This window comes from uncultured Shewanella sp. (genome assembly GCF_947491715.1).
In the GTDB taxonomy this organism is placed as follows: domain Bacteria; phylum Pseudomonadota; class Gammaproteobacteria; order Enterobacterales; family Shewanellaceae; genus Shewanella.
Map to the genome: position 1 here is coordinate 206,285 of NZ_CANLKR010000002.1, position 26,478 is coordinate 232,762.

Here is a 26,478-nt window from a genome sequence, read left to right on the forward strand (position 1 = left end):
CTTAATATTCCATCCCTGCGTGAGTGGAACCACTTTCCACCCACCATTTTCCATTCACCACCTTCCGCTGGTGGTGAATCGCTAAAATGAACTCAGATTTCACTGAGTTCTAGTACTTTCTAGGGGGAGAGAGTATAATCCCGCCCGCCAAGGGGTGTCTTGTTATTTTTTATAACGTGTTTCGTTAAAACATGAGTTGAAAACTCATGTGACTGACTCAGTTAATGACGAAATCGATACAAAATAACGTTGACTGAGATGTGAAATGCAAACCCTTAGAACCTGATCCGGCTTATACCGGCGTAGGAATGGGCTAATACCAAGAAACAATCCAGCTAAGGGGCTGTTAAGCACACGCTAATAACACCTTTGAATAAGCTTAAACTTGGTATATTACATTTCCCAATCGCTTCTTTTGTTGCCGGATCGCATAATAATAATTTGAGGTCCCATGTTGAGATTACGCTTTTCTCCCATTGCTTTTTTTGTTGCCGCTGTTGCAACGCCTTACTCGGCCTTGGCCGACACCGATGAACAATTGTCCTCTAGAACTTCGACACCCGAAGACGATATGGAAGTCATGGTGGTCACATCGGATTTTCGCGGCGCCAAGTTAGAAGATGTGCCCGCCAGTATCACCGTCATTGATCAGCAACAAATGGAAGATGAAGGGGCGCAGCATTTTGAAGATATTTTAAATTCTGTGGCTAATTTAAATTGGTCTGGTGGCAGCTCCAGGCCCAAATATTTTCAAATTCGTGGGGTCGGCGAGCAAGAAGAATATAAAGGCGCACCTAACTCTTCTGTCGGTTATATCATTGATGATATTGATTTATCTGGCCTTGGCATGGTGTCGAGCTTGTATGACTTGCAACAAGTGGAAGTGCTTCGCGGCCCACAAGGGACCCAATATGGTGCCAATGCTTTAGCGGGATTGATTTATTTAAAAAGTAATGATCCCACTGTTGAGCCCGAACACGGCGTTGAGGCGTCAGTGGGCAGTGATGATTTACGCACCTTTAGCGGTTATAGCAGTGGGGCTGTGACCGACAGCGGTGACTTACTTTATCGTGTGTCACTTCAGCAACATAATCAAAATGGTTATATGAATAATCAATATTTAGGGCGTGATGACACCAATGCACGAGATGAGTTTACCGGACATGGAAAATTACGTTGGTTTGCTTCGAATGAGTTACAGTTTGATTTAAGCTTATTATTTGCCAATTACAATAATGGCTATGATGCATGGACGCTGGATAATAATGGCGAGAATACCTTAACGGACACGCCTGGCGTGGATGAGCAAAAAACATCGGGCGTAAGCTTAAAAACCACTTATGATGGGTTCGAACAATTTGAGCTCACCTCACTGACTTCTGTGGCAAAAACCACCCATACATTGTCTTATGATGGTGATTGGGCGAACCCTGACTATTGGTCGGCGCGAAGTTGTGATGGCGAAGCGTGTGATTATAATTATTTCTGGGGAAAGACCGGCCATCGGCAAACACTGACCCAAGAAGTACGCCTCAACTCCAATGACAATAGCCGCATATTTTTCGATTCTACCGATTGGTTAGTGGGTGTTTATGCCATGGACTTAAGCGAAGATAATGATCTTTATTCCGAGTACAACACTGACCCCGATGAAGTATTACAGTCGGATTATGAGGCGCAAAGCTATGCCATCTTTGGGCAACTGGATCCCGATTTAGGCAATGGTTTTCTATTGTCTGTAGGCTTACGACTTGAGCGCCGCTTTAGTGATTACAGTGACAGTAATAAAGAAACCTTTGCGCCGAATGAAACACTATGGGGCGGACATGTTTCACTGAGTAAAGCGTTATCGAAACAGCATGAAAGTTACATTCGCATCGCCAGAGGCTATAAAGCAGGGGGCTTTAACATGTCGCTCCCTAGTAGTTTTAGCGATAAAACGCAATTTGACAGTGAAACCTTGTACAATTATGAAATTGGCCTCAAGTCCAGCTGGCTCGATGGGGATCTGAGTTCCAATGTGGCGCTGTTTTATATGGACAGACAAAACCAGCAAGTGTCGGCGTCTCAGCAGGATCCTGATAATCCACAGCGTTTTATTTTATATACCGAAAATGCCAATACGTCCCGTAATTATGGCGCCGAGCTTGAAACCAATTGGTATGCGACGGACAATCTTGTCTTGTATTCAAGCTTAGGTTGGTTAGAAACGGCTTATGGTGATTATGTTTATCAAGATGAATATGGTAATGACATCGACTTATCGGGCCGAGCATTAGCCCACGCGCCTAAATTCAGTTACAGTTTAGGGGCGACGTACCGCACCGATTCCGGCTGGTTTGCCAATGTCACCAGCTCTGGTAAGAGTGCGTTTTATTACTCCGATAGCAATGAGTCACGTTCCAATGCCTACCAAATCTATAACGCCCGCATTGGCTTTGAAGCACAGACTTGGGCTGTGTACTTGTGGGGGAAAAACTTGCTTGATGAGCAGTATGGCACTCGGGGTTATTACTTTGGCAATGAACCGGATCTGGATTGGAGTGCAAAACAGTACATACGTTACGGCGATCCCCGTCAAATTGGCCTAACGGTAAAAATGATGATGCTGTAATGCTATGATGCACTTAAGCTGATAAAAGCAAGCCGGCAAAGAGATGAGTGTTTACAAAATGTTGTCGGCTTGAGTGTATATTGAAGGTGTTATATTTGAATAATCGAACTGAACAAAGAGGAAATCGAATGAAATTAACCGCTGAGATCAGTTGTTATCCCTTACAAGATGATTATCTTGCACCAATAAAATGGTTTATTGACCGTCTCAAACAATACGACAATATCGAGCGTAAAACCAATGCCATGGCCACCCAAGTGTGTGGGGATTATCAAGCCGTAATGATGATGCTAGCCACAGAAATGCAGGCGGCCCATGAGAAATGGGGCAAAGCCGTCTTTGTGTGTAAATTTATTGGCGGTCAGTTAGATTTATCCCATTCGCAATAGGAATGAAAATAATGAATGAAGTCTTGCCTTGGTACAGTGTATTAAGTGATATGCAAGCCATGACCCTATGGGAAGCCTTAGCGGTAGTCTTTGCATTACTGTATTTAGTGCTTGCGATGAAACAAAGTCGATGGTGCTGGATTGCGGCCTTTGTCAGTACTTCCATTTATACGGTGATTTTTTGGCACGTGGCACTGTTAATGGAATCGGCGCTGAATTTTTATTATATCGGCATGGCGATGTATGGCTACTGGGTATGGACACAAGGGGGCGATGAGCATAAAGGCATAGAGATCACGTCATTGACTTGGGTAATCCATGCAAAAATTATTGCAGTGACTGGCATCGCTTCCGTTGTTGTGGGCTATTGTATGGCAAATTATACTCATGCGGCTTTTCCTTATTTGGATGCGGCAACCACCTGTTTTGCCGTTGTTACCACGTATTTAGTCGCCAAAAAAGTATTAGAGAATTGGTTATATTGGGTTGTGATTGACTTGGTTTCTATCTATCTTTATTTTAGTAAAGGATTAATGCTAACATCTCTACTCTTTGTTTTTTATGTTATTATTGCTATTGCGGGTTTCATTGCTTGGACTAAACGTTGGCGGTTAAAGCAGTTAACGAATACTGCGGCCTTGGCATAAGTGAATGCGCTGAAAAAACGTCCCATAGCCTAAAGGGAATAAAAGGAAGCCATGTCAACGTGCCCGTTAATGTCGGTTTTACATACCGAGCTGGAAACAGTAGAGCTGACATCCGTCAGCTTAATTGCCGCTTTGAGTCAAGGCTTGAGTAATCACAATTATTATATTCGTGCTTATAGACAAGGAAGTGTCAATGATCAATGGGTGCTACGGGTGAACAGTCAGGCCAGTAGCCAATTATGCAATCGAGTCAATGAAGTGGCCAATTGGACATTAGCGGCAGATCAAGGCCTCGCTCCCCCCCTGAATGTCGTTGCCACCGATTTTTCTTGTTATTTGAGCGAATTTATTGAGCAAGATAGTCTTGATTGGGCAACCATGGCACGCGCTCAAGGGGCCCATCCATTAAAAACCGAACAAGTGCTTCATGCTGATGCCAACACCTTATTATTGTCTCTTTTGAAAAACCTGCAGGCCTTGCCTTTACCTAAGAATGTCATGAGCATGATGGCACAATGGCAATATTATTATGATGTGCTTAACACAATGTCGAATAGCTTAAATCAAGCGCAAGTCCAATGTGTTGATGTTTCTCAGACGCATTTCAGTGCTCAGAACTATGTTCAGAACTATGCACAGAGCCAAAAGTGGCTAAGTGCTTTTGAAAGCTTAATGAAAAATAAATCGGTGATCTATGAGTGGTTACAGCAAGTGGAAGCCTGTCTTGTCAATAATCAGTTTTGTCATAGAGATTTAAATCCCCATAATTTGCTTTTAAATCAACATCAGCTATTTGCCATTGACTATGAATATGCCTGCGCATCACATCCGTTATGGGATTTAGCGGGGGTGTTAGCCACTCATCATTTATCATCAACCCAGCGGTATGATTTAATACGAGGTTATTTGCAAGATCATCCTAATTTGACTCAAGGCGCTTTTCAGGCTGTGCCCTCATCCATTCATTTATATTGGGTGTATTCGGCTTGTTGGGCGCTTATCATGGCGTTTTCTTTTTTAGAAGAGGGACAAAAACTGGCGTTAGACAATAGGAACATTGATGAACATGTTGCTAAAGTGGATGAATACTTAGACTATTTTGAGCAATTTATGCATTATGTGTCACCTTGAGCTTAAGATCTAGGTGCTTGGCTGTTTGTAGAGTAGATAAAGAATTAGGGAAGGTGATATGAAGAAGGGATGGCTTAGTTTACTGCTTATTTTGATATTGACGGGGTGCTCTACAAAAACCAGTTATTATTTTTTAGACTGGGTCATAGAGTGGAAAGTCGAGGAATATGTCAGCCTCAATAGCCAGCAAAGTACACAATTAGAAAAGGCGCTAGATGATTTTCTCTATTGGCATCGCTCAAATGAGCTTATTCAGTACAGTCAACAATTACAACAAATCTCCAACCAATTAAAGCAAGGCACATTGACACCGAATCGTTGGGTCGAAGAAGTCAATTTAGCCAAAGCCCATGGATATCGGGCTTTTAAAACATTGCTTCCCAGCATTACACCGATTATTGCTTCTTTTTCTGATAAGCAAGTGATGGAGCTTTTGGATAATATTGAACAAGATCAACTTGATTTAAAAGCCAAGTATATTGATAAGTCCAAGCAAGAAGTGCTAAATGATGCCGATGAGCGAGTACAGAAAGTGTTTAAAAAATGGCTAGGCCGTTTATCTCAAGCCCAAAAACAGGCCATTCATGCATTTAATTTGCACACGGTGGCCACTTTCCCTCAGTGGCAAGTCTATCGGCAAGTTTGGCTAGAGCAATTCGCATTAGCGCTGATGAAGCGTAAAGATCAAGCTTACTTAGGTGCAAGGCTTACGGCGTTAGTGACTGAGTCTAATCAGTTTAAATCAGAACAATATCAAAAAGATCTCACAAAAAATTTGACGGCTTTTGGCGCACTACTCATCAAGGTACATGACTTAGCATCAGTTGAACAAAAAAAACGCTTTAACAAAAAGCTGGATGAGTTGATTAAGGATCTGGCCCAAATGAGTCAAGATATTTAATTAATCATTGATGTGAAAGTGACTGGGCAAAAGTCAGGTCTGTTTTAATAGACTCAATTATAGAGTGGTACAAAATACACTTTAAACGAATAAAGGATGTGTCATATGTCGATAAAACAGATCTACCAAGGCTTTTTAAAAGGAATTGGGCATGGGGAAGGGCTCGCGCCGCTGGCGTTAAGGCTTTATTTAGCGCCGGTATTAATTCAAGCGGGTTATAACAAGTGGCTGCACTTTGACGATACAGTCGCTTGGTTTGGCAACAGTGATTGGGGCTTAGGATTACCTTTTCCTATGTTATTAGCCGCTGCAGCAGTGCTGAGTGAGTTAGTGGGAGGGCTGCTATTGGTGATAGGGCTCGCTACTCGATTGATTGCTATTCCTTTAATGGTGACTATGTTAGTGGCAGCGTTTAGCGTACATTGGGAAAATGGCTGGCTTGCGATTGCCGATCATACGTCTTGGCTTGCCAACGAAGAGGTGTTCAATGCCGCAGAAAAGCTCAGCCGTGCTAAAGCCATTTTGCAAGAACATGGCAATTACGAATGGTTAACCAGCTCAGGCAATATTGTGATCATTAATAATGGCATTGAGTTTGCGATTACTTATTTTTGCATGTTGTTGGTGTTATTCTTTATGGGCGGCGGACGTTACACCAGCTTGGATTATATTATTGCGAAACGCAGTGGATTGGCGTAATTGAGTTGTTAATTGAGTGAAAAGCGACTAAATGAAAGGGATTTTTTGAGTGGTCTTTGCTATGCTGCTCAGCATATTTGGCTTTAAGAATAAGGGTTTTACTTTTGAATGCATTAGATTTGTTGCTGACTCGCCAGTCGACGCCGCGATTAACGACACCTGGGCCGACAGAGGAGCAATTAGAGGTGATCCTCAATGCGGCCGCAAGGGTGCCAGACCATGGGGCATTAACGCCGTGGGAATTCATTATTGCGCATAACGAAGGACTGGATAAATTAGGTGAGGTCTTTAAGCAAGCGGCACAGAACAATGGCAGTGATGAGGCTTTTATTGAGAAGGCGAGCAATATGCCTAAGCGCGCGCCAATGGTGATAACAGTGGTAGCGAAAACACAAGACCATCAAAAAGTCCCCGTTTTAGAACAACATTTGTCAGCAGGTTGTGCTGTGATGGCCATGCAACAAGCCGCTTTTGCTCAAGGTTTGGGTGGGATTTGGCGAACGGGTCCATTAGCATTTAATGCGGATGTACATAAGTTACTTGGCTTATCCGAGCAAGATCAAATAGTGGGCTTTTTATACTTGGGCACACCTGTGTTAAATGCACCTTTGAAAGCAGTAAAAGCGGGTCAACAGTATGCCCGTTATCTTTAATAAGATTTTATAATAATGATAAGTGAAAGGAATGAGAGTAATGCGACTAAGCATAGTTTATATACTGGTAGGGATGGTAGGTAGTTTTGTCACCAACGTCTATGCTGATGAGGCCGATGTGGCCTTTTCAAAAGAACTGAGTGAATGCAGTGCTTATTACGATATAGCATCGAGCACCTTAAAAAAAATGAATGTTCCACAAATGCAAAATATTGCCGATAAGCTTGCTGGTTCTAAAGATGCTGCTTTGAAGATGGCTGAAAAATATCAAACACCGAATAAGGTTAAGCAGCAAATCAATGAAGCAAAAAAGCAGCAATTAGCATTATTGCCTAATGATAAGAGTTTGATGAACTTAATGGAGAAATATAGGCAGCCTTGCCAGTCATATTTGACTCAGCCAGAGAAAAGGTTAGCCTATTGGCAGATGGCGACAATGCAATGATCTAACGATATGTTGGTTGAAAGTGTTATGCCTGTCAGTAAATTGACTGGCATAACGATATAGTATTGATTTAGTTATTTTTATCCCGCTTTTTTTGTTCTTTCTACTATCCCTTCTATTAACGCCTATCTGTTCATTTCACTTGGGGGTAAATAATACTTTAGTGTACCTTTTATGAAATTTATAGCCGTTTGTTTAGATGGCTTTCATACTCAAGACGCAGGCTTTAAAGGGGCTCAATCACTAGAATGTACTTACCTATTTTTAGGGTAAACAGAGGAAGTCTAATGAAGCAGCGTCAGCAAGTCAGTACTGAAAGAGGAGAAAGGGTGGCGATAGTCTCAGGACTAAGAACGCCTTTTGCTAAACAAGCAACGGCTTTTCATGGCATTTCGGCTTTAGAACTAGGCAAGCTGGTTGTTTCCGAATTATTAACTCGTGCTGATCTGACGCCTAAGGCCGTTCAACAGTTGGTTTATGGGCAAGTTATTCAAATGCCAACGGCACCTAATATTGCAAGAGAAATTGTTTTGGGTACGTCTATGGAAGCAACGACAGATGCTTATAGTGTGAGTCGTGCTTGTGCCACAAGCATACAAGCTATGGTCAATATTTCAGAATCCATCATGTTGGGCAACATTGATATTGGTGTTGCGGGGGGCGCGGATTCGACATCTGTTTTGCCTATAGGCGTGTCAAAGAAATTTGGTCGAGCGTTAATTGATCTCAGTAAAGCTAAGTGTTTTCGTGAGAAATTTGCTATTTTGAGACAGTTAACATTGAAAGATTTTTTACCTCGAGTACCGACTCCAAGGGAGTATTCAACAGGTTTGTATATGGGCCAAACTGCCGAACAAATGGCGCAAACATTTGATATTAGTCGAGAGCAGCAAGATGTATTTGCCCATCGTTCGCATTTTCTGGCTGCGAATGCTTGGACAGAGCGTAAGCTTGTTGATGAAGTGATGCAGGTTGAAACACCTGAGTTGAGTCACGCGATAGAGAGCGATAATACTATTCGTTATGATTCGATGTTAATTCATTATGATCGACATAAACCTATTTATGATCCTAAAAATGGAACGGTAACGGCAGCAAACAGTCCTGCTTTGTGTGATGGTGCATCGGCTGTATTATTAATGAATGAAGCAAAAGCAAAAGCATTGGGTTATCAGCCTATTGGTTATATAAAAAGTTATGCGTTTAGTGGGGTGGATGTGTGGAAAAATATGTATAGCAGTGCAGCATACGCGATCCCACTTGCATTGGAAAAAGCAGGGTTAGCATTAGCTGATTTATCTTTGATTGAAATGCATGAAGCGTATGCGGCTCAAGTGCTTGCGAATATAAAAATGTTAGGCTCAAAAAAGTTTTCTCAAGACTATTTGTCGCGCCAAAATGCTGTCGGTGAAGTGGATATGGGGAAGTTCAATGTGTTGGGAGGCACGTTAGCTTACGGAAATACTTTTGCTGCAACAGGAACTAAGCTTATTACTCAGTTGTGCCGTGAATTACAAAGACGAGGCGGCGGCTTGGGTATGGCTGCTATTTGTTCTGCTGGGGGGTTAGGCACGGCTATGATTGTTGAGGTTGAATAATTGACAGGGAGCGTAAAATGAAATCAATATTGATTTATGGGGATTCATTGACTTGGGGTTTTGTACCCAATGAATTCGATGCTAAGACAATGATATGTAAACGTTACTCTAGAGAGGAAAGGTGGGGTGAACAATTAGCTGGCTTATTAGGTCAAGAGTATCATGTGGTTATCGAAGGGTTAAACGGTAGAACAACCGTTTTTGACGATCCTTTATTACCAGGGCGCAATGGTTTGACTTATTTGTTACCTTGTTTACTCAGTCACCATCCGATTGACTTAGTGATAATCATGTTGGGCAGTAATGATTTGAAGCGGCATTTGTCATTGGAGGCTGCAGATGTGGCTTTTGGTATGAGAAATTTAATCTTTCAGATTAAGCAAGCAAATGTTGGTCCTCAAGGAAAGGCTCCGCAGATCTTAATTATTTGCCCACCCATTATTCAAGATGGAGTGGGAGTCTTTGCCGCTTCTTTTATGGGAGCGCAGAGAAAATCCCATGATTTGGCTGAACATTATCGAATGGTTGCGGAACTTGAAGAGTGTGGTTTTTTTGATTCAAATCATATTATTCATTCGAGTCTTTTAGATGGTGTTCATTTAGATAGGGAGCAAAACAAACTGCTGTCAGAGGCATTGGTGCCTGAAATCAACAAAATACTGTAATTAATGAGCCACGTGTTATTTTACTTATTTGTGGTGGCCATCTCGATGAGGTATTTTTTTGACGCTAGATAAACTTCATTCTGTTTAATGAGAGTAAATTGACAGTTAATTGACATTAATTCATTTTATCATTAATAAAGACATAGTATTAATATGTTATAAGGTGATGATTGAATATTAATATTCAATATAATGAATGTGAGATATATTAAAAGAGTCGTTGATTAATGAAAAAGGAAGTCCCTAATTACCTTCTATCAGGTTTATTTTAGGATAAATATGACTGTATAAGAAAGTATATCTTATACAGTCTATAGGCAGTAATGAGACAAGGTAAAAAGAGCCTTTATAGGTGTAGATCCAATAAATAGTGAAAAGTTATTACGGCATTAAAAAATTACAATCGGAAATCGGTTAAGAATAGGGTGTTCACACTGCTCATGACTATCTGTATGGTTATCGACTTTGTTGATAGCATCTTGTGTACTTGTTGATGAAAAGGCGGCGGATGAAAAGCTAACAATTGCGATAATAGCGTTGATTTGAATAATTTTAAGTAATGTGTTCATGTAAAACCCCTAATGTATTTATATTATTGTTATATTTTTTATTGACGTTTGGTCATTCATATTAAGTTAAGCATATGCTGTGCCATGTTTGCATTTTGTTACTTAAAATGATTTTTTGTGATTTTTGTATTTCTGGATTGTATTAACCCATTACTTTATTTGTTCACGATAGCTATGTGTAGTGGGGTTCTCTGCGCTATGCACTGATGGGGGTATATGAGGGGCCTCTTCCATTAACCTTTGAGTATATTGAGCTAATGGCATAGGTTTGTCATATATATAGCCTTGAATATATTCACATTTTAGTGCTTTTAAAATACTCAGCTGTGAGCTGTGCTCCACTCCCTCGGCAACAACAGACAGCTCCATGTTATGGGCCATAGTGATGATCGAGTCGACCATTTTTAAGTCTTTATCTGATTTATCGATATCGTCGATAAAGGCCTTGTCGATTTTGAGACTATGGATAGGAAAACGTTTCAAATATGATAGGGATGAGTAACCCGTGCCGAAATCATCCAGCGCTAAGCTGATCCCCATTTTATTTAGCTGCTGCATTACCTTGATGGCGGTTTCGGGATCGTGGATCACTGTGCCTTCGGTGATTTCCAATTCAAGGTTCATTGCTGGCAGCTGGGTTAAGCGTAAAATTGAGGCGATGCGTTGCTGCAGATCGGGTAGGGCAAATTGTTTCGATGAGAGGTTGACTGCCACTCTGCCATTAAATAAGCCTTGAATACGCCATTGCTGTGCAGCAAAACAGGCCTTTTTTAACACTAACTCGCCTATGTCTATGATTAAACCATTTTCTTCTGCAAGGGGGATAAAATCATTAGGGGGGATCAGGCCGTGCTCAGAATGATTAAGACGAACAAGGGCCTCCATGCCGATTATTTTTCCTGTTGAAAGCTTGATTTTTGGTTGGTAGTAAACCTCAAATAAATCTTTTCTTAACCCTTCACGTATTAAGGTTTCGACTTCTAAGCGGCGTATGGCGTTGCGATTTAAGGCTTCTGAATAAAACTGATAGCGATTACCGCCAGCAGATTTGGCGTGATACATGGCAATGTCGGCTTTACGTAACAATGCTTGCTCATGTTGGTCGTCCTCTGGATATAAGACAATGCCAATGCTGAGGCCTACTACTACGGTTTCACTGTGTAGCTCAAAAGGGGCATTGAAACTGTCAATGACATTGTTGGCGATAATGGCACTGGAGCCAATATCGGGGTTGTTATCTATTAAAATGGCGAATTCATCGCCGCCGAGGCGATAAATCCCTGTTTGATCAGGCACTGAGTCTTTGATGCGTTTACTGACCATAATGAGGAGTTGATCCCCCACCTGATGGCCCATGGAGTCATTAATTTTTTTAAAGTTATCCAGATCTAGCACCATTAAAGTATGATGAGAGTCGCGTTTGACTAAGTTACCTAAGGTGACCATTAAATTAGAGCGGTTAGGTAAGTGGGTTAAGGCATCATTGTTAGTGAGTTGCCTAAGCTCTTCTTCTTGTTGCTTACGCCTGGAAATATCCGAAAATATTCCCACATAATGAGACAATTGGTCTTGTTCGTCGTAAATGGCATCGATACTCAATGCCATTAAAAATACTTCTTGATTGGGGCGAATGCTTTCAACCTCACTGCTCCAGCGACCTTGCTGTTGTAAAATGCTGCGAATTTGTTTCGAAAAACTTTTTGGATAACGCTCAAAAGTGAGGATTCTCCCCATAAATTCTTGTTTAGATTGTATTAATAAATGACAGCATGCTTGATTGACTTCCACAAAGGTGAAGTTTTCATCTAAAATGAACATACCCTCAGAGATATTTTGAATGGCTCGTTCAAATAACCTGAGTTGCTCTTCAGTTTGTTTAAAGTGACTGATGTTTTTGATGGTTCCTGTCATGCGTAAGGCTTGCTGGTCGTCGCTACGCTCCACGACTTTGGCTCTGTCTAAGATCCAAATCCAATTGTCTTTTGCGCCTTGCACTCGGTAGGCGGCCTCAAAGTGGGTCGTTTTGCCGTCAAGGTGGGCGCTGAGGGCTTTATTGACTCGAGTTAAGTCCATGGGATGTATGTTACTGGTTTCATCACTTTGGCGCATTCTTTTTCCATCACGTGGAAAGGCCAGATCCCCCCAAATATTGGAGCGATATATTTTATTGGCCTTGATATCCCAATCCCACATTTCATCGCCGCTGCCCCAAAGTGAGAGTTTTAATCGCTCTTCACTTTTAACAATACGTTGCTGGATTTCTCGTCTGCGAATGGCAGTTTTGATGATGAGCAGCGATAAAAAAAGCACTGCCAGGCAATAAAGGACTTTGGCTTTATTGCTGAGCCACCAAGGGGGAGTAATATCTATGCCCATTTTGCGTATCGGTCCCGATGCACCTGTGATAGGATCGATAGCATAGACATGAAAGGTATAGTGCCCCGGAGAAAGGTTCGTGTAGGTGGCGGCATGGTTACCTTGGGTAGAGATCCAATTATCCGATAACCCTTGCATTTGATAAAAATATTCTATGTTTTGATAAGTATTGCCAGGGCTATTAAACTTAAAGGTAAAAGGGTAATCCGAGTGTTTTAAGGTGATGTTTTCGGTATTATTCAGGCTCTTTTTTAGGATATCGCCACCGATTTTTTCTTTAATGTTTAAAATCGAAAAACGGGTAAAATAGGTTTTTATCGATTGGCCATTACTAATATAATTTTCAACCTCTTTTGGGGAAATAATGCTGATACCTTCGATACCACCGATGAGTAAATGATGATTAAAATTTAGAATCGCTTGAGAATTGTATTCGTTTTGGCTGCCATTTTCATGTGAAAGTGTATAGCTTTTTTGTGTTTCGGTATTAAAAAATATCACTTCCTGCATGGATGAAGCAACAATATAGTGATCTACTTTTTCTATTGCATAAATAGACTTGTTATTACTAAATACTTTACTTATTTCTTTCGTTAGTTTGTCATATTTAAGTAGGGATGTACGAGTGCCAAAATAAATGTTGTTGCTATCTTGGCTAAGACTTGTTGCCATATCGGATGAAAAAATTTTTTTAACAAAATATTTATCGTTATTGATGGATAATTTAAATAACCCTCCTTGAGTCGCAATCCATAAATTATTATTATCGAGCATTATTTGATAAACAGGACTTTTATTATCAATAGTGATCTTTGTTATTTCATTATTTTTAAAGGAAATCACTTTCCCATCAGCACTGCCTGCAAAAAAAGTATCATCTTCATGACCTTTAGTTACCGTTGTATATTTACCCTCTATTAATTTTATAATATTTTTGTCTTGCTTATTTAGTGAGTATAATCCGGAAAGTGTGGCAATTATGATTTCGTTTTCTATTGAAATAACAGATTTATATCCGTATATATTTGTTTCAAACTCTTGTGTTTCGTCCATTGTAAGGTTGTAAGTCTTAATTATTGTACTATCTGTTGATACAATAATATTATTTTCTCCTCCCTTAAATAAAGACCATATATTTTTGTTTCCTATCAATAAACTAGATATAAAATTTATTTTATTATTTACATAGATAAATCCTTGACTTTTGGATATAATATATATCCCTGATTTTGAAAATAGTATCTTAGGATGTTCTATATTTTTTGGAATATTATTAATAGTGCCAATATTATGTTTATTACCATGATAATCTATTTTAAAAATACTTCTTCCATTTAATCCAATAAAGCCATCATCGACTTTTACTATAGTGTCATTCTTATGCAGGAAGCTGAACTGATTGTGATTATCATCAATGCCAAATATTCCTGTGCTTTTTAAAATAATGGGTTTGGACTGAAACTTATCAATATCAGTACTGTTAGTCGCAATTTTTATACTTTGATTATCAGTCACTTTAATGACATCGCCATTATGATTTCTGACCAGTAGTCCTTGATGAATAGGAAGGATTTTTTGAATACGATTAAACAACTTATTTGAGGGAAAATGCTTTACTGTTGTGAGGGCGAAATCGATAGTAAATATGCTATGTCTTGTCCCAATCAGTAAAGTATCCCTATGGGCTTGAATGGACCAAATTTCTGCACCTTTTAATTCAGATTGGCTAAACAAGGGTTCAAAGTTATCGGACTCTGGATGATAGAGAGACAAGCCTTTATCTGTGCCCACAAACAATCTATCTTGATGGTCAATAAATAGACTTTTTATCACAGAGCTTGGTAAGTTACTTGCTTCGTTTGAGGTATGCTCATTTGGTGAGTGCTCATTTTTGGCAAAGTAATGTTTAAACTTTTTCCCATCAAATCGATTAAGTCCGTTTAAGGTGCCTATCCAAAGGTAGCCGTCTTTATCTTCAACCATAGAGGAAATGATGCTTTGAGAAAGCCCTTCGGGGACGCTGTAAATGTTAGATTTAAGCACAACGGGTACAGGCTTCTCTAAAATGGCGTAAGCTGGCGCAGAGGCTAACACCACAAGGAAAAAGCATAAGAAAGCATTTAGACAGGTTTTTTTCAAAGCATTCGGCATAGTACGGCTGTTATCTATTAGGTTGAATGAAACAATAATGATAAAAGTAACATCGAGTTAGTTTAACTTTTCCAGAAAGTGATGAGCTTGTCAAAAATATTGAAATTTTATGAGCTGTGAGTTTTAAAATTATTGGATTTCTAACTCATTCAACCTCTTAGATATAGGCGTTACTGCTTATTTTGAGAGGGTAAATAGACACTTGTTGGTGTTTTTGACTGGTGTTTTGTTTTTTTGCAAGATATTTGTCTTTTGTTGTGTATCATTAATATAACCGTATAAAAGACGGATATCTTGCTCAAAATTTAATGTGTTGTGAATGATTAATCCCGACTAAGGGTATGGGTTTTTTGTTTAAATGCACGTAAATCGTCTATCATATTGTTTGTTTTCAATGGCGGGAAATCTTGATGTGCTTGACCTGTATTGAAAACAACCAATCTATCCGCATATTGTGTGCGCATTTTTGTCATGATGAATTTAATAAGTTGTGCTCGAGAAATATCAGCAATAAAGTTAGCCACTTTTTCTCTTTGATTAAAAAGGTAATCTTGATTGGCAATACTGGCCCAATAGCGTTGGCTTCGGCTTTTTAGGTTTGTATCTTGTTCTAATAGTTGCTTAATGAGTCCTTGTTTATTTTTGTCCCAATCTTCTTGGGTAATTTGCATGATGGCATAGGTGAAATCGGCAATGAATTGATCGATAGCTTCAAGCAACTGTAATGGACTTCGACTGGGAGATTGAATATAAAAAATCATTCCTGGGTAACGGTTGAGAGGAAAGTATCCTGTGCCTAACATATAGCCTAATTGGCGCTGGGTGCGTAACTCATGGAAAAAAGAAGAAGACATGGTATGGTTTAATAAACTGAAAATCCCCATGGTATTGATATTGGTAACAGTTGATTGATAATAAACAATCACACTACTATCTTGGTGAGGTGTAATACGTTCTCTCAATAAGGTTTTTTGATGGCTTAAATCGATAATTTCTCGTGCACTGCTGTCGCTTGGGGAAGACACTAAAGATAAAATGTGATTTAACCTTTTAGCCAATGAATGTACTTCGCTGATCAACCAATCGCCATAGACGAGCCCTTCTAAATGGACTTTTTCATAAAATAAGCGAACATGTTCATGAAGATCCTCTAAAGTGATGCCTTCGAGGCATTCAGCCATTCTCGCGGGTTCAAAGCTGCGTTTTTGTAATGTTACCGTTAAACTGGTAAACAATTGAGATATGGGTTTAGCTTGGCTGTGGTTGTGCCAGTTTCGAAGGATCTGCTGTTTAATGATGTCAAATCTAGCCTGAGTAAAATTCCGTTCTCGTGCCTTATTAATAATGAGGGAAAGTAAGGCCTCCTGTTTGCCTGTAAAACCGGTTAAATGCAGTGTAATTCCCCCCTGATGAGGATAAATATTGTAACTTAATCCTGCTACTTCTGCTGGGTAGGTGTGTTCGGTTAAAAAATCCAATAACATTTCGACATAGAGCCGAGTTGTTGCTGCATGACGAGGGCTTGCCGCGGCTTGAGCAGAGTCTAAAGACAAATAGAGGTGACCTTTAGGCACATTAAACTCATCATCTTTTCTATGCCAAATACGGTAACCTTCTCCTTGTGCGACGACAACGGGGATTTTGGTATAGCTTTTGTGTACTCTAGGGCCGTTATCTGGTGCAACAAAAGGATTCGGTATGGGAAGCGACAAGGCTTCTCGAGTCTGGATGTGTTCCCAAAGTGCTAATCGCTGTGGTGAAATAGGCCTCATTTGGTACTGGGAATGATACCATTGTGCTTGGGTATCGGTTTCCACATCTTGTGCTATCACTTGCAGTCTGATATTAGAAGGACGCATAAGAGCCAATAACTCTCGAGTCGCTTCTAACGGTAGATTATTCATTCGATAATCACCAAAGATGATGTCTTCTACTGGGTAATGATGCATGTTAATGCTTAAATGACTGGCAAGATCTAATGGTTTACTGGCTTCTTGATATTTGAAAGCTTGCATTAATAACTGTGATCTTTCTTGATAACGCCAGTTTTCTAATCCATGATTTTTGATTAAGTGAATATATTCAAAGCAAGCAGTTACAATATCCTCTAAGTGTTGATAACCTTTTTTCGTTAATAAGATACTGATATTGTAATCTTTATAATTATAACCATGGGCGCCGCCGCCCGCAGACAAGCTTGTTGCTAAGCCTTCTGACTTTAAATAAGATAACAAACTCCCTTGGCCTTCATAACCCAGTAGGTGGCTAATGAAAGTGAGGGGTTTACAATGATATAAAGAGTCGATAGCGGGTAAACTAAAGCAGATCCCAAGCCTTCTTTGTTGTTTTAAGGGCTTAATATTAATTTGTTGACCAAGTTCTGCTGGCTGATAAAGAGGGGTATTAGGGTACTCTTTAGTGAGTTGATGGTTAGGTATGTCGCTGAAATAGTGTTTAGCAAGAATGCTTAGCTTTGCTATAGAGAGGGGAGCCACTAAGCATAATGTCATTAAATTAGCGCTATAATGTTGTTGATAAAATGCGACTAATTCAGTTTGCAATTTTGAAGGTTCCCCTGCAAGTGTTTCGAGGTTACCCACTGAGAATTTGGAAAAAGGGTGGTGACTATTAACCGTTTCTTTATGGACTTGGTAAATTCGACGTACATCGTCATTCAGTTTTAAACTGAACTCAGATTCAATGGCGTGTCTTTCTTTATCAATCCACTCAGGGTTAAAAAGTGGGTGAGTAAAGAATTGGCTAAATCTGTCTAAAGAGCCTTCATAAGCATCGATGTGTATGTCATAGAAAAAATTGGTTTGCTCTGTACCTGTCCAAGCATTATTACTGCCACCATGTTGATTAATGTATTTATGATATTCACCGGATAAGGGGTATTTTTGAGTGCCTAAGAATAGCATGTGCTCAAGAAAGTGTGCCATACCCGGACGAGTCATTGGATCATCGAAGTGTCCAACTTTTACCGCCATAGATGCGGCCGCCATTTTGCTTTTATTGTCTTCAACCAGTAGAACAGATAACCCATTGTTTAACTTGAGATATTGATATTGCCTATGATCATTAGGGCTTTTTATGATGGTTTGAGATAAAGGATCAGGCAAAATCATTCTCCACTATTGGCTAGAGGTGTAGCCAAGAATAATAAAAATCATTAAATACCATAAGTTAAACACTTATACTTATGGTATGCAATATCAAGGAGTCATAAATACATCCGCAGGAGAGGTATCTTTTTAGCAGGATTAAGAAGGGAACTATTTTATGTTAGAGCCTGTTTAAATTTTCCACATTGACCCATTCATGATCATTGTTGATCCTCATGTTAATCCTAACGTTAATCAATTGTTTTGTTTTGTTTCTCTTAATTGCTATTTTATGCTGTTTTATTAACAAAAACAGTGGGATTAAGTTAATTTTTTCAGATAGAATGACGTTAGGCGCTATTTTAAGTGGGTGAAAGAGTATACATAAGGTATGTTAGTTTTTAATGCCAAGAACATCACCCTATAACAATGTGAAATGGGATCTGCACAGCAGTATGCAACTATATTTAATGCGACATGGTGAAGCGAATCATCAGACTCGCTCGGATCAAGACAGGACACTCACGGATGCGGGCCGTTTTCAAACCGTAATGATGAGTCAATGGTTATCGGCTTCTGTGGATCACTTTGATTTAGTCTTGGTGAGTCCTTATGTTCGTGCCCAACAGACATGGCAAGAAGTGAGTCAGTATTTTACTGAGCCCACGCAATGGCATGTGTTAGAAGAGCTAACACCGTTAAATCATGCCAGTGATACGATGGATGTGATAGTGACTTATGCCGAGTTTTATCAGGCAAAAAAAGTGTTAGTGATAGCACATATGCCTTTACTCGGGTATTTAGTAAATGCCTTTTTGCCCGATATCGAACCGCCTTTGTTTTCTACGTCAGGTATTGCTCTTATTGAAAAAGGTCAGGACAGTCATTCTCTTACTTGGCAAGAGTCGCCTTATTCTTGCAGTAAGGTGTCTTAAGGGCTAACGGGTGAATTGGCCTCCGTTGTGTCACCATCGAAGAGTCTTATTTTCAATGGTGACGGAAGATGAAAGTCGATTAAAAAGAAAAAGGCGCTTCTTCTATCTCTATTAATACGAGTAATGCAGCCGTTCCTCCCCATTCTTTAGGTGCTTGATGAAAGGCTTTTACTTGGGGGTGCTGAGCTAACCACAGGGGTAATTGCTGTTTTAATATGCCGCTCCCATGACCATGCATAACACTACAGCAAGGGCTGTGTTGTTTGATGGCGGCTTGTATCAGTGCCACAAGCTCAAGTTTGGCTTCTGATTGTCTTAGTCCGTGAAGATCCAGTAACAGATCTGGACAATAATCACCTCGGCGTAATCGTTTTAATTCAAAGCTATCCACATCCTCTCTTACCCATCGCATTGGCCCTTCTGTTGGCATTAAAGGTTGGTACGTATCAGAAAAATAGCTATCTGCATGCAATTTTTGCTCTGCTTGTGCCCACTTTTCTTTATTTTTTGGCGAGGCTGTGAAATGACGCTTATCCTGCTTTAAGGGTTTAATCCCTTGAATTAGCGTAGAAAACAGAGCCTGGTCATCATCGTCATATTTTTTATTCATGGGGGTATTTTATTGAATTCGATGCCATATGAATAGACTTCAGTTACAATGAAGTCCAATTATAATGTTGGAGTCTATTTTGGATAAGATTTTTGTTGATGAAGCTGTCGCTGAATTACGTACTGTTGGCGATATGCTGCGTTGGGCCGTAAGCCGTTTTAATGATGCAAATATATATTATGGTCATGGGACGGATAATGCGTGGGATGAAGCGATTGCTTTGGTTTTTCATGCATTGCATTTGCCTCAAGAGATTGGTCAACAGGTTATTCATAGTAACTTAACCAGCAGTGAAAAGCATAAAATTGTCGAGTTGATTATTCGGCGTGTTCAAGAGCGTTTGCCTGTTCCTTATTTAACCCATGAGGCAAGATTTGCTGGTTTATCTTTTTATGTTGATGAGCGTGTCTTGGTGCCGCGTTCGCCCATAGCTGAAATGATTGCTGAGCGTTTTAGCCCTTGGCTGTATAATAAATCGGTTAATCGTGTCTTAGATTTATGCACTGGGAGTGGTTGTATTGCGATTGCTTGCGCTTATGAGTTTGAAGACGCTGAAGTGGATGCGTTAGATATCAGCACTGATGCACTTGATGTGGCACAAATTAATATTGAATCGCTAGGTGTGATGGACAGAGTTTTTGCTATGGAATCTGATTTATTTGCAGCGATTCCTAAAGGCCCACAATATGATTTGATTGTGACCAATCCGCCATATGTGGATGCTGAAGATATTGATGATATGCCTCAAGAGTATCATCATGAGCCTGAATTAGGCTTAGCCTCTGGTCATGATGGTTTAGACTTAACTAAACGTATTTTAGCGAATGCGGCGGATTATTTAACCCCAAGCGGTATATTAGTCGTTGAAGTGGGTAATTCTATGGTGCACTTGGCTGAGCAATTTCCCCAAGTGCCTTTTAGTTGGGCGGAATTTCAACATGGTGGTGATGGCGTGTTTGTGTTGACATATGATCAGCTTCAAGCACACCGCGATGTGTTTAAAGCGTATCGAGATAGCGAATAACTTAATGGCTAATTTGTCATTGTTTATATAACAAGTTTTGATTTAATCCTGAATGGCTGCGCCATACTTTAAGGATTAGACGTATTTAATTGTTTGAGGTGTAAAGCTGATGTCGGGAAACAGTATAGGTCAACATTTTGTCGTAACGACTTTTGGTGAAAGTCATGGCACTGCTCTAGGGTGTATTATTGACGGTTGTCCGCCAGGAATGGCATTAAGCGAAGCTGATTTACAACATGATCTTGATCGCCGTCGTCCAGGTACGTCTCGTTACACAACCGCAAGGCGTGAACCCGATGCCGTTCGTATTTTATCAGGTGTTTTTGAAGGTAAAACCACAGGTACATCGATTGGTTTATTAATTGAAAATACCGATCAGCGTAGTAAAGATTATTCCAATATTAAAGATCTTTTTCGTCCAGGTCATGCCGATTATACCTACCAGCAAAAATATGGCTTAAGGGATTACAGAGGAGGCGGACGCGCTTCTGCTCGCGAAACAGCCATGCGAGTTGCCGCAGGAGCGGTGGCTAAAAAATATTTAAAGCATGTCCATGGTGTCGATATTTATGGATTTATGTCACAGCTTGGTCCAATTAAAGCTGAAAAGATGGATGTTGAACAAATCGAAAAAAATCCGTTCTTTTTCCCCGATGAGAGTCAACTTGAAGCGCTTGATGAGTATATGCGTGATTTGAAGAAAAGTGGGGATTCCATTGGTGCGAAATTAACGGTTGTTGCGACAGGTGTACCTGTGGGGTTAGGTGAGCCTGTTTTTGATCGCTTAGATGCTGAAATTGCCCATGCATTGATGGGAATTAATGCGGTGAAAGGGGTTGAAATTGGCGATGGATTTGCTGTTGTTGAGCAAAAAGGCTCAGAGCATCGTGATCTCATGTCACCTGAAGGGTTTGAGTCGAATCATGCGGGTGGCATTTTAGGTGGCATTTCATCGGGTCAACCTATTGTTGCACATATGGCATTAAAACCGACTTCCAGTATTAGTGTGCCGGGACAGAGTATGACTGCAACTGGTGAAGTTGCCGAAGTCGTCACAAAAGGTCGTCATGATCCCTGTGTGGGAATACGCGCAGTGCCTATTGCTGAAGCGATGTTGGCTATCGTATTGATGGATCACTTATTGAGACATCGTGGACAAAATATGGACGTAACGAGTCAAACGCCCAATATTGGAATGCGTAAATGAGTCGGGCAGTTTCAAGGTTAATTGGATAATGGCCTTGTTTCGATTAGGTTTACTGATAAACCCATTGGCGGGGCTAGGGGGTAGCGTTGCGTTAAAAGGCAGTGATGGCGTTGCCTTTGAAGCTTTAGCCAAAGGCGCCTTACCTCAAGCCATGAAGCGTATGAAGCAAGCGTTACTTAAAATAGTGCCTAAAAAAGATAGCATTGAAATCATCACCGCCTCAGGCGATATGGGAGAAAGTGTTGCTCAGGAGCTGGGTTTTACGACTCAAGTGGTTTATCAAGCTCCTGTATTGACCCAGGCCAGTGATACCGTTGGTGCAGCAGTAAGCCTACGTGAACAAGGTGTTGATTTAATTCTTTTTGCGGGAGGGGATGGCACTGCCAGAGATGTTTATGCCGCTATTGGAGAGAGTGTGCCTGTATTGGGGGTACCTGCTGGAGTGAAAATTCATTCTGGAGTATATGGGGTCACTCCCGTTGCTGCAGGCTTAGTGGTTAAGCAATTACTCGAGGGTGAGTTAGTCAGCCTGATGAGCGCTGATGTGATGGATATTGACGAAGCCTTGTTTAGACAAGGTCGTGTTCAAGCTAAGCGCTTTGGAGAGATGCAGGTTCCTGCTGAGCCTCGTTACGTTCAAGCGGTAAAGCAGGGAGGAGTGGAATGCGAGGCCTTAGTCCTTGCTGATATAGCCGCAGAGGCGATAGCGCTTATGGATGATGCATTATGTATTATGGGATCGGGCAGTACATTGGCGTTTGTGATGGCTGAAATGGGGCTTGAGAATACCTTGTTGGGTGTGGACTTAATCAAAGAGCAAGTGTTGATCCAATCGGATTTAACGGCCCAGGCATTGCTTGAGCACACTCTAGGGCAAGAGACTAAATTATTTATCACGCTTATCGGTGGACAAGGCCATATTTTGGGGCGAGGGAATCAACAGTTATCCCCAGCATTAATTCGTCAAATTGGCCGAGAGAATATTATTATTTTAGCGACTAAAGCCAAGCTAAAGGCTTTAGAAGGACGCCCGTTAATTGTTGATTCTGGCGATTCAGAATTAGATCAGTCCCTTGCAGGGTATTATAAAGTGATCACTGGATATCGAGATTATGTGATGTATCCAGTGGTCGAAATCAATTAGATCCTATGGAGATCCCATGTTAGAGAAGTATGAGCACACATTGCAAAATTGGATTGAAGGTATTGTTGAGTCAGGTGATGATGATGCTTTATTTGCCAGTGGTTATTTACAAGGTCATTTTGCAGTGGTGTTGTCACAACTTGAAGTTGAAGAGAATCAAGATCTCAGTTGTTTATCAGCAAAAATGCAAGTGTGTTTAGATTTAGCAAAAGAAGAGTTAGGTGAGCAAGATTACAAATTGGTAGAAGATGCTTGGCAAGCATTACGTCAACAAATTGCAGCTTAATATTTGAAAATTGACGAGAGTGAAGTGTCATTAAATGAAATCAAGTTATATTGGTATTGGATTATTAAATCCAAAAAGTCCGACGAATATGGGTGGGATCATGAGAGCGGCGGGTTGCTATGATGCCGATGCGGTTTTTTTTACTGGAAAGCGTTACTTGCTGGCCGCGACGAATGGAAATGCACAATATAATACTGATACTAAAGGTGCTAGTTTATCTATTCCCCAAACTCAAGTAGAGGATCTACGTGAGGCGGTAGGGAGTGAAATCAGTCTCGTGTGTGTTGATTTAGTAGAGGGAGCTTGTCCTTTACCTGAATTTCAGCATCCAGAGAAAGCTTTGTATATTTTTGGTCCTGAAGATGGCACTGTCAGTCAGTCGTTAATCGATGCCAGTGATGCTGTCGTGTATATGCCAACGAAAGGGTGCATGAATTTAGCGGCATCGGTGAATGTGTTACTTTACGATCGAATGGCAAAAATGGCACACTTTGAAAATGGTGATGCCCTTATTCGCCAAAGTCGAGATACGAATAATCGTGTCAGGATTAAAAATATAAAAGTGTAAGTGGCATAGTGATCACCTTAAATGGACAAGGAAAGCCAATGGCTTTCCTTTTTGTTTTCATTTATGGCTAAATTGATTGAGATACTCACGTGTTATTTCAATCAATGCATTTGGATATTGGCGATAATCTAAATAAGGCACAAGCAATTGAGATTGAAATACTTTTAATGATGTCTGATTATGAATATTCTGAAAGTGTTTTAGATTCAGATTTAATTGTTCGGCAGCGCTTTGTCCTGAAATAATGTGTATCTGTGCGGTAGGCGATAAGGTATCAGCATTGATATGAATTTGTTCATTCGTTTTGAGTAAAAACTGATCTCTATAGGTTTTCCAGTCGTGATCTTGACAGGTTATTTTGGCCATTAGGGTAAAAATTTTTCGCCAATGATTGCCGTTTAATTGAATGATGCTGGCTATGGCATCGGATTGAGTATGATGCCAGCTATTCGGTAATAAGGGAGCATTTGGCAAATAAAAAGCATACTGTCCTTTTTGATGACCGAATAATATGTGTGTTTTGTTCAACGGTTGGCCTTTTACCATGTCGTGGCTCTAGCTCGCTATGGTAGCGCAAATTAATGTTGATTATCGCAATAATCTTGTTTAATTGTTCTGAGAGTAAATCACTTGGTTGCGACCACTTTTTTTGGCTTTATAAAGGTTGATATCTGCTTGTTTTATCCAGTCTTCAAGGGATGTGCTGAAACTGGGAGAGGCCATCATTGCACCTATACTTGTCGTCACATGAAACGTCTCTTGGCTCTGTGGGTTTGTTATTTGAGTTTGTGCTAGCTTTTCTCTGAAGTAGTTTAGGTGTGCCTCGATTTTATGTGGTTCAGAAAAAGATAATATCAATAAAAACTCCTCACCACCAAAACGAGAAATGATATCGGTATCGCGTTTAAAAGTGTGTGTCAACAAGGTGGATATGGTTTTGAGTGCTTCATCACCCCCTAAGTGTCCCTGTTGATCATTTACTTGCTTGAAGTGATCTAAGTCGAGAAGGGCGACGACAATTGTTTCATTATTTCGCTGATTAATTTCATGTAAACTGGTGAATTTAAACTCTGCAATGCGTCTATTGTAGAGACCTGTTAAGGGATCGATTTCAGATAAGGATTTTAGCTGGCTGTTGGCTTCTTCGAGCTCTAGGGTTCTTAATTTAACACTATTTTCAAGTTCAGATTGATAGCTCATTAGCTCGCGTTTACTTTTCTGTAGCCTTTGGTGTAATGCATATATTTCTTGTGGGGCTTCATTTTGTATCTGCTCAATATTGACGTTTTGAATGTGATTTTCATCAAAGTCTTTTGCAATAATGGCCAGTGGTTGGGTTAACCTTAAGCTCACGACACGGGTAATATAAAAGGTAATGAGTAGCGCGATAATGAGAATGGCAAATGTGGCTAAATAGAGTTCTTCTATCAATTTTATCAAAGGCATGAGTGGATTGAGTGTATAGAGTGTCCAACCATTTTCCAGTGTGACAGAAGCATAGATGAACTCAGGGGTGGGATTTTTGGTATTGATAATATTCATCATGGGTAACCCTGTTTCATATTCTTCACCAACCAGTTTTACCTTTAATGGTTTTAGAGGCGCGAGCATCAATATTTTAGAAGCATAGATGACCTTGTTATGTTCATCGACTAGTAACATGGCTTGCTGGTGGTTTTTGGTGTTCTTATGCTCTATTTTGGCAAATTGGTTTAAATTTAAAGAGCCTTCAATGATGCCTATGGGCTCGTGTTTCGACGGTTGTGAATAAATAGGGGCGCTAATGGCGACAATTGCATCATTTCCAAAACCTCTTCCTTGAAAAACGGATGAAACAAAGGTTTGTTGATAGAAAAAAGCTTGCTGAAAATAGTCTCGATCCGCAATATTGATATTGTGTGATAAATTTAATCCCTTTTTGGGGCTTGCTGCTATTACTTGAGCTTTGCTATCAGTGATTAACATTGTCAAGAAACTGGGGTAACTTTGATGCAGGCTCGTTAATTGGAATTGCCAGTCACTTTGTGCTTTCGGATCTAGGCTGAGCCAGTGAGCGGCGTTAGCGATGGCTTTGACATGTTCATCGATAAAAACAGACGTAAAATTACCTAGATGGGAAACGGAGTCTTGTAAATTTTCATAGGTCATCGCTTTTTGTTGTTTAATGAAATGATTATTAAACAGTAGAGTCGATGACAAAAGGGAGAATGTGAGCACTAGGGTAAAAGTGTAGGTCAGTTGGGTATTAAACGTTCTTCGTTGATTGTCGATAATTTTCGTTTTAAATTGCCAAAAATAAGGCACAATGAGAACAATTAATGCGCCTAAACTCGTATAGATGAGCGCATTAATCGATTGTTTCAAAACAATAAAAGGTAAACTTGCTGTAGGAATATGAGTAAAAAAGGTTGCATATAAATAAAAAAGTGGCATTCCCACTAAGAACCAATAGGCAATACTGGCGTAAAGTGCATAAATATTTTTTCGTTTGGCAAAGCCAAGCCAAAGTGCTTCAAGTCCAAAAAGCAGGTAAACATGAGGGCTCGCCCACAGAAACATGAGACCTGAAACACAAATGATAGCCGTCAAGAGGGCATACCAAGGACCCAGTAAAATAGCAGCAATGACAATGACAACATTCCCTAAAACCAATGGAATATTCGCGATTAATAAAACGGGATATAAGTTAATACTAAAGCCTATTAGACCAAGAATAATGGCTAACTTATAGTGTGTAATATTGACCGATGACAATGCCATAA

General features: G+C 40.2%; 22 protein-coding genes and 1 riboswitch. Of the genes, 16 read left to right on the top strand and 6 right to left on the bottom strand.

The window, feature by feature from the left end; all coding sequences use genetic code 11:
- Positions 1-140: 140 nt before the first annotated feature.
- A riboswitch (TPP riboswitch) is annotated at positions 141-326 on the top strand.
- Between the two features lie 125 nt (positions 327-451).
- The 10 genes from Q0779_RS03590 (at position 452) to Q0779_RS03635 (ending at position 9,742) form a co-directional block, all read left to right on the top strand.
- On the top strand, positions 452-2,614 hold the full coding sequence (locus Q0779_RS03590; protein ID WP_298769600.1) for a TonB-dependent receptor: 2,163 nt from the start codon (positions 452-454) through the stop codon (positions 2,612-2,614).
- 128 nt (positions 2,615-2,742) lie between these two features.
- Complete coding sequence (locus Q0779_RS03595) at positions 2,743-3,003, top strand: hypothetical protein (RefSeq protein ID WP_298769602.1); 261 nt, start codon at positions 2,743-2,745, stop codon at positions 3,001-3,003.
- Positions 3,004-3,014: 11 nt separating this feature from the next.
- Complete coding sequence (pnuC, locus tag Q0779_RS03600) at positions 3,015-3,650, top strand: nicotinamide riboside transporter PnuC (protein ID WP_298769605.1); 636 nt, start codon at positions 3,015-3,017, stop codon at positions 3,648-3,650.
- A 51-nt stretch (positions 3,651-3,701) separates the two neighbouring features.
- A complete protein-coding gene (locus tag Q0779_RS03605; RefSeq protein WP_298769607.1) occupies positions 3,702-4,781 on the top strand; it encodes a phosphotransferase in 1,080 nt (359 codons plus the stop codon).
- 58 nt (positions 4,782-4,839) lie between these two features.
- Positions 4,840-5,682 (top strand): DUF6279 family lipoprotein, encoded by an 843-nt coding sequence (locus Q0779_RS03610; protein ID WP_298769609.1) that lies wholly within the window; start codon positions 4,840-4,842, stop codon positions 5,680-5,682.
- A 105-nt stretch (positions 5,683-5,787) separates the two neighbouring features.
- Positions 5,788-6,381, top strand: coding sequence for a DoxX family protein (locus tag Q0779_RS03615; RefSeq protein ID WP_298769611.1), 594 nt, complete (start codon positions 5,788-5,790; stop codon positions 6,379-6,381).
- A 104-nt stretch (positions 6,382-6,485) separates the two neighbouring features.
- The gene (locus tag Q0779_RS03620) at positions 6,486-7,034 is read left to right on the top strand and encodes an NAD(P)H nitroreductase (RefSeq protein ID WP_298769613.1); all 549 of its coding nucleotides are present in this window, start codon (positions 6,486-6,488) and stop codon (positions 7,032-7,034) included.
- A 40-nt stretch (positions 7,035-7,074) separates the two neighbouring features.
- Positions 7,075-7,479 (top strand): hypothetical protein, encoded by a 405-nt coding sequence (locus Q0779_RS03625; protein WP_298769615.1) that lies wholly within the window; start codon positions 7,075-7,077, stop codon positions 7,477-7,479.
- A gap of 287 nt (positions 7,480-7,766) precedes the next feature.
- Positions 7,767-9,077 (top strand): acetyl-CoA C-acyltransferase FadI, encoded by a 1,311-nt coding sequence (fadI, locus tag Q0779_RS03630; RefSeq protein ID WP_298769617.1) that lies wholly within the window; start codon positions 7,767-7,769, stop codon positions 9,075-9,077.
- A 17-nt stretch (positions 9,078-9,094) separates the two neighbouring features.
- Positions 9,095-9,742, top strand: coding sequence for an SGNH/GDSL hydrolase family protein (locus tag Q0779_RS03635; protein WP_298769619.1), 648 nt, complete (start codon positions 9,095-9,097; stop codon positions 9,740-9,742).
- Positions 9,743-10,131: 389 nt separating this feature from the next.
- Here Q0779_RS03635 and Q0779_RS03640 read toward each other — a convergent pair whose 3' ends face one another.
- The 3 genes from Q0779_RS03640 to Q0779_RS03650 form a co-directional block, all read right to left on the bottom strand.
- Positions 10,132-10,311, bottom strand: a complete 180-nt coding sequence (locus Q0779_RS03640; protein WP_298769621.1) for a hypothetical protein — start codon at positions 10,309-10,311, stop codon at positions 10,132-10,134.
- Positions 10,312-10,461: 150 nt separating this feature from the next.
- The gene (locus Q0779_RS03645; protein WP_298769623.1) at positions 10,462-14,838 is read right to left on the bottom strand and encodes an EAL domain-containing protein; all 4,377 of its coding nucleotides are present in this window, start codon (positions 14,836-14,838) and stop codon (positions 10,462-10,464) included.
- 323 nt (positions 14,839-15,161) lie between these two features.
- Positions 15,162-17,960 (bottom strand): insulinase family protein, encoded by a 2,799-nt coding sequence (locus Q0779_RS03650; protein ID WP_298769624.1) that lies wholly within the window; start codon positions 17,958-17,960, stop codon positions 15,162-15,164.
- A 437-nt stretch (positions 17,961-18,397) separates the two neighbouring features.
- On the opposite strand from Q0779_RS03650, the gene sixA reads away from it, so the two are divergent.
- Entirely contained in the window at positions 18,398-18,877 is a 480-nt protein-coding gene (gene sixA, locus Q0779_RS03655; RefSeq protein WP_298769837.1) for a phosphohistidine phosphatase SixA, read from the top strand.
- Between the two features lie 79 nt (positions 18,878-18,956).
- On the opposite strand, the gene smrB is transcribed toward sixA, so the two are convergent.
- Complete coding sequence (smrB, locus tag Q0779_RS03660) at positions 18,957-19,487, bottom strand: endonuclease SmrB (protein WP_298769626.1); 531 nt, start codon at positions 19,485-19,487, stop codon at positions 18,957-18,959.
- A 79-nt stretch (positions 19,488-19,566) separates the two neighbouring features.
- Between smrB and prmB the strand changes: the two genes are divergently transcribed.
- The 5 genes from prmB to Q0779_RS03685 all read left to right on the top strand — a co-directional run bounded on the left by prmB (position 19,567) and on the right by Q0779_RS03685 (position 23,716).
- Positions 19,567-20,511: a 50S ribosomal protein L3 N(5)-glutamine methyltransferase gene (prmB, locus tag Q0779_RS03665; protein ID WP_298769628.1), complete on the top strand. Its 945-nt coding sequence runs from the start codon at positions 19,567-19,569 to the stop codon at positions 20,509-20,511.
- Positions 20,512-20,620: 109 nt separating this feature from the next.
- Complete coding sequence (aroC, locus tag Q0779_RS03670) at positions 20,621-21,718, top strand: chorismate synthase (protein ID WP_298769630.1); 1,098 nt, start codon at positions 20,621-20,623, stop codon at positions 21,716-21,718.
- A 28-nt stretch (positions 21,719-21,746) separates the two neighbouring features.
- Positions 21,747-22,862, top strand: coding sequence for an ATP-NAD kinase family protein (locus Q0779_RS03675; RefSeq protein ID WP_298769632.1), 1,116 nt, complete (start codon positions 21,747-21,749; stop codon positions 22,860-22,862).
- A 16-nt stretch (positions 22,863-22,878) separates the two neighbouring features.
- Positions 22,879-23,148: a YfcL family protein gene (locus Q0779_RS03680; protein ID WP_298769634.1), complete on the top strand. Its 270-nt coding sequence runs from the start codon at positions 22,879-22,881 to the stop codon at positions 23,146-23,148.
- 34 nt (positions 23,149-23,182) lie between these two features.
- A complete protein-coding gene (locus Q0779_RS03685; RefSeq protein WP_298769636.1) occupies positions 23,183-23,716 on the top strand; it encodes an RNA methyltransferase in 534 nt (177 codons plus the stop codon).
- A 57-nt stretch (positions 23,717-23,773) separates the two neighbouring features.
- Here Q0779_RS03685 and Q0779_RS03690 read toward each other — a convergent pair whose 3' ends face one another.
- Positions 23,774-24,244, bottom strand: a complete 471-nt coding sequence (locus Q0779_RS03690; RefSeq protein ID WP_298769638.1) for a hypothetical protein — start codon at positions 24,242-24,244, stop codon at positions 23,774-23,776.
- A 78-nt stretch (positions 24,245-24,322) separates the two neighbouring features.
- On the bottom strand, positions 24,323-26,476 hold the full coding sequence (locus Q0779_RS03695) for a diguanylate cyclase (RefSeq protein ID WP_298769641.1): 2,154 nt from the start codon (positions 26,474-26,476) through the stop codon (positions 24,323-24,325).
- Between the last annotated feature and the right edge of the window lie 2 nt (positions 26,477-26,478).

Coding starts and splice junctions, on each gene's coding strand:
- Q0779_RS03590 (WP_298769600.1), top strand. CDS start 452: ATGTTGAGATTACGCTTTTCTCCCATTGCTTTTTTTGTTGCCGCTGTT.
- Q0779_RS03595 (WP_298769602.1), top strand. CDS start 2,743: ATGAAATTAACCGCTGAGATCAGTTGTTATCCCTTACAAGATGATTAT.
- pnuC (WP_298769605.1), top strand. CDS start 3,015: ATGAATGAAGTCTTGCCTTGGTACAGTGTATTAAGTGATATGCAAGCC.
- Q0779_RS03605 (WP_298769607.1), top strand. CDS start 3,702: ATGTCAACGTGCCCGTTAATGTCGGTTTTACATACCGAGCTGGAAACA.
- Q0779_RS03610 (WP_298769609.1), top strand. CDS start 4,840: ATGAAGAAGGGATGGCTTAGTTTACTGCTTATTTTGATATTGACGGGG.
- Q0779_RS03615 (WP_298769611.1), top strand. CDS start 5,788: ATGTCGATAAAACAGATCTACCAAGGCTTTTTAAAAGGAATTGGGCAT.
- Q0779_RS03625 (WP_298769615.1), top strand. CDS start 7,075: ATGCGACTAAGCATAGTTTATATACTGGTAGGGATGGTAGGTAGTTTT.
- fadI (WP_298769617.1), top strand. CDS start 7,767: ATGAAGCAGCGTCAGCAAGTCAGTACTGAAAGAGGAGAAAGGGTGGCG.
- Q0779_RS03635 (WP_298769619.1), top strand. CDS start 9,095: ATGAAATCAATATTGATTTATGGGGATTCATTGACTTGGGGTTTTGTA.
- Q0779_RS03640 (WP_298769621.1), bottom strand. CDS start 10,311: ATGAACACATTACTTAAAATTATTCAAATCAACGCTATTATCGCAATT.
- Q0779_RS03645 (WP_298769623.1), bottom strand. CDS start 14,838: ATGCCGAATGCTTTGAAAAAAACCTGTCTAAATGCTTTCTTATGCTTT.
- sixA (WP_298769837.1), top strand. CDS start 18,398: ATGCAACTATATTTAATGCGACATGGTGAAGCGAATCATCAGACTCGC.
- smrB (WP_298769626.1), bottom strand. CDS start 19,487: ATGAATAAAAAATATGACGATGATGACCAGGCTCTGTTTTCTACGCTA.
- aroC (WP_298769630.1), top strand. CDS start 20,621: ATGTCGGGAAACAGTATAGGTCAACATTTTGTCGTAACGACTTTTGGT.
- Q0779_RS03675 (WP_298769632.1), top strand. CDS start 21,747: ATGGCCTTGTTTCGATTAGGTTTACTGATAAACCCATTGGCGGGGCTA.
- Q0779_RS03680 (WP_298769634.1), top strand. CDS start 22,879: ATGTTAGAGAAGTATGAGCACACATTGCAAAATTGGATTGAAGGTATT.
- Q0779_RS03685 (WP_298769636.1), top strand. CDS start 23,183: ATGAAATCAAGTTATATTGGTATTGGATTATTAAATCCAAAAAGTCCG.
- Q0779_RS03695 (WP_298769641.1), bottom strand. CDS start 26,476: ATGGCATTGTCATCGGTCAATATTACACACTATAAGTTAGCCATTATT.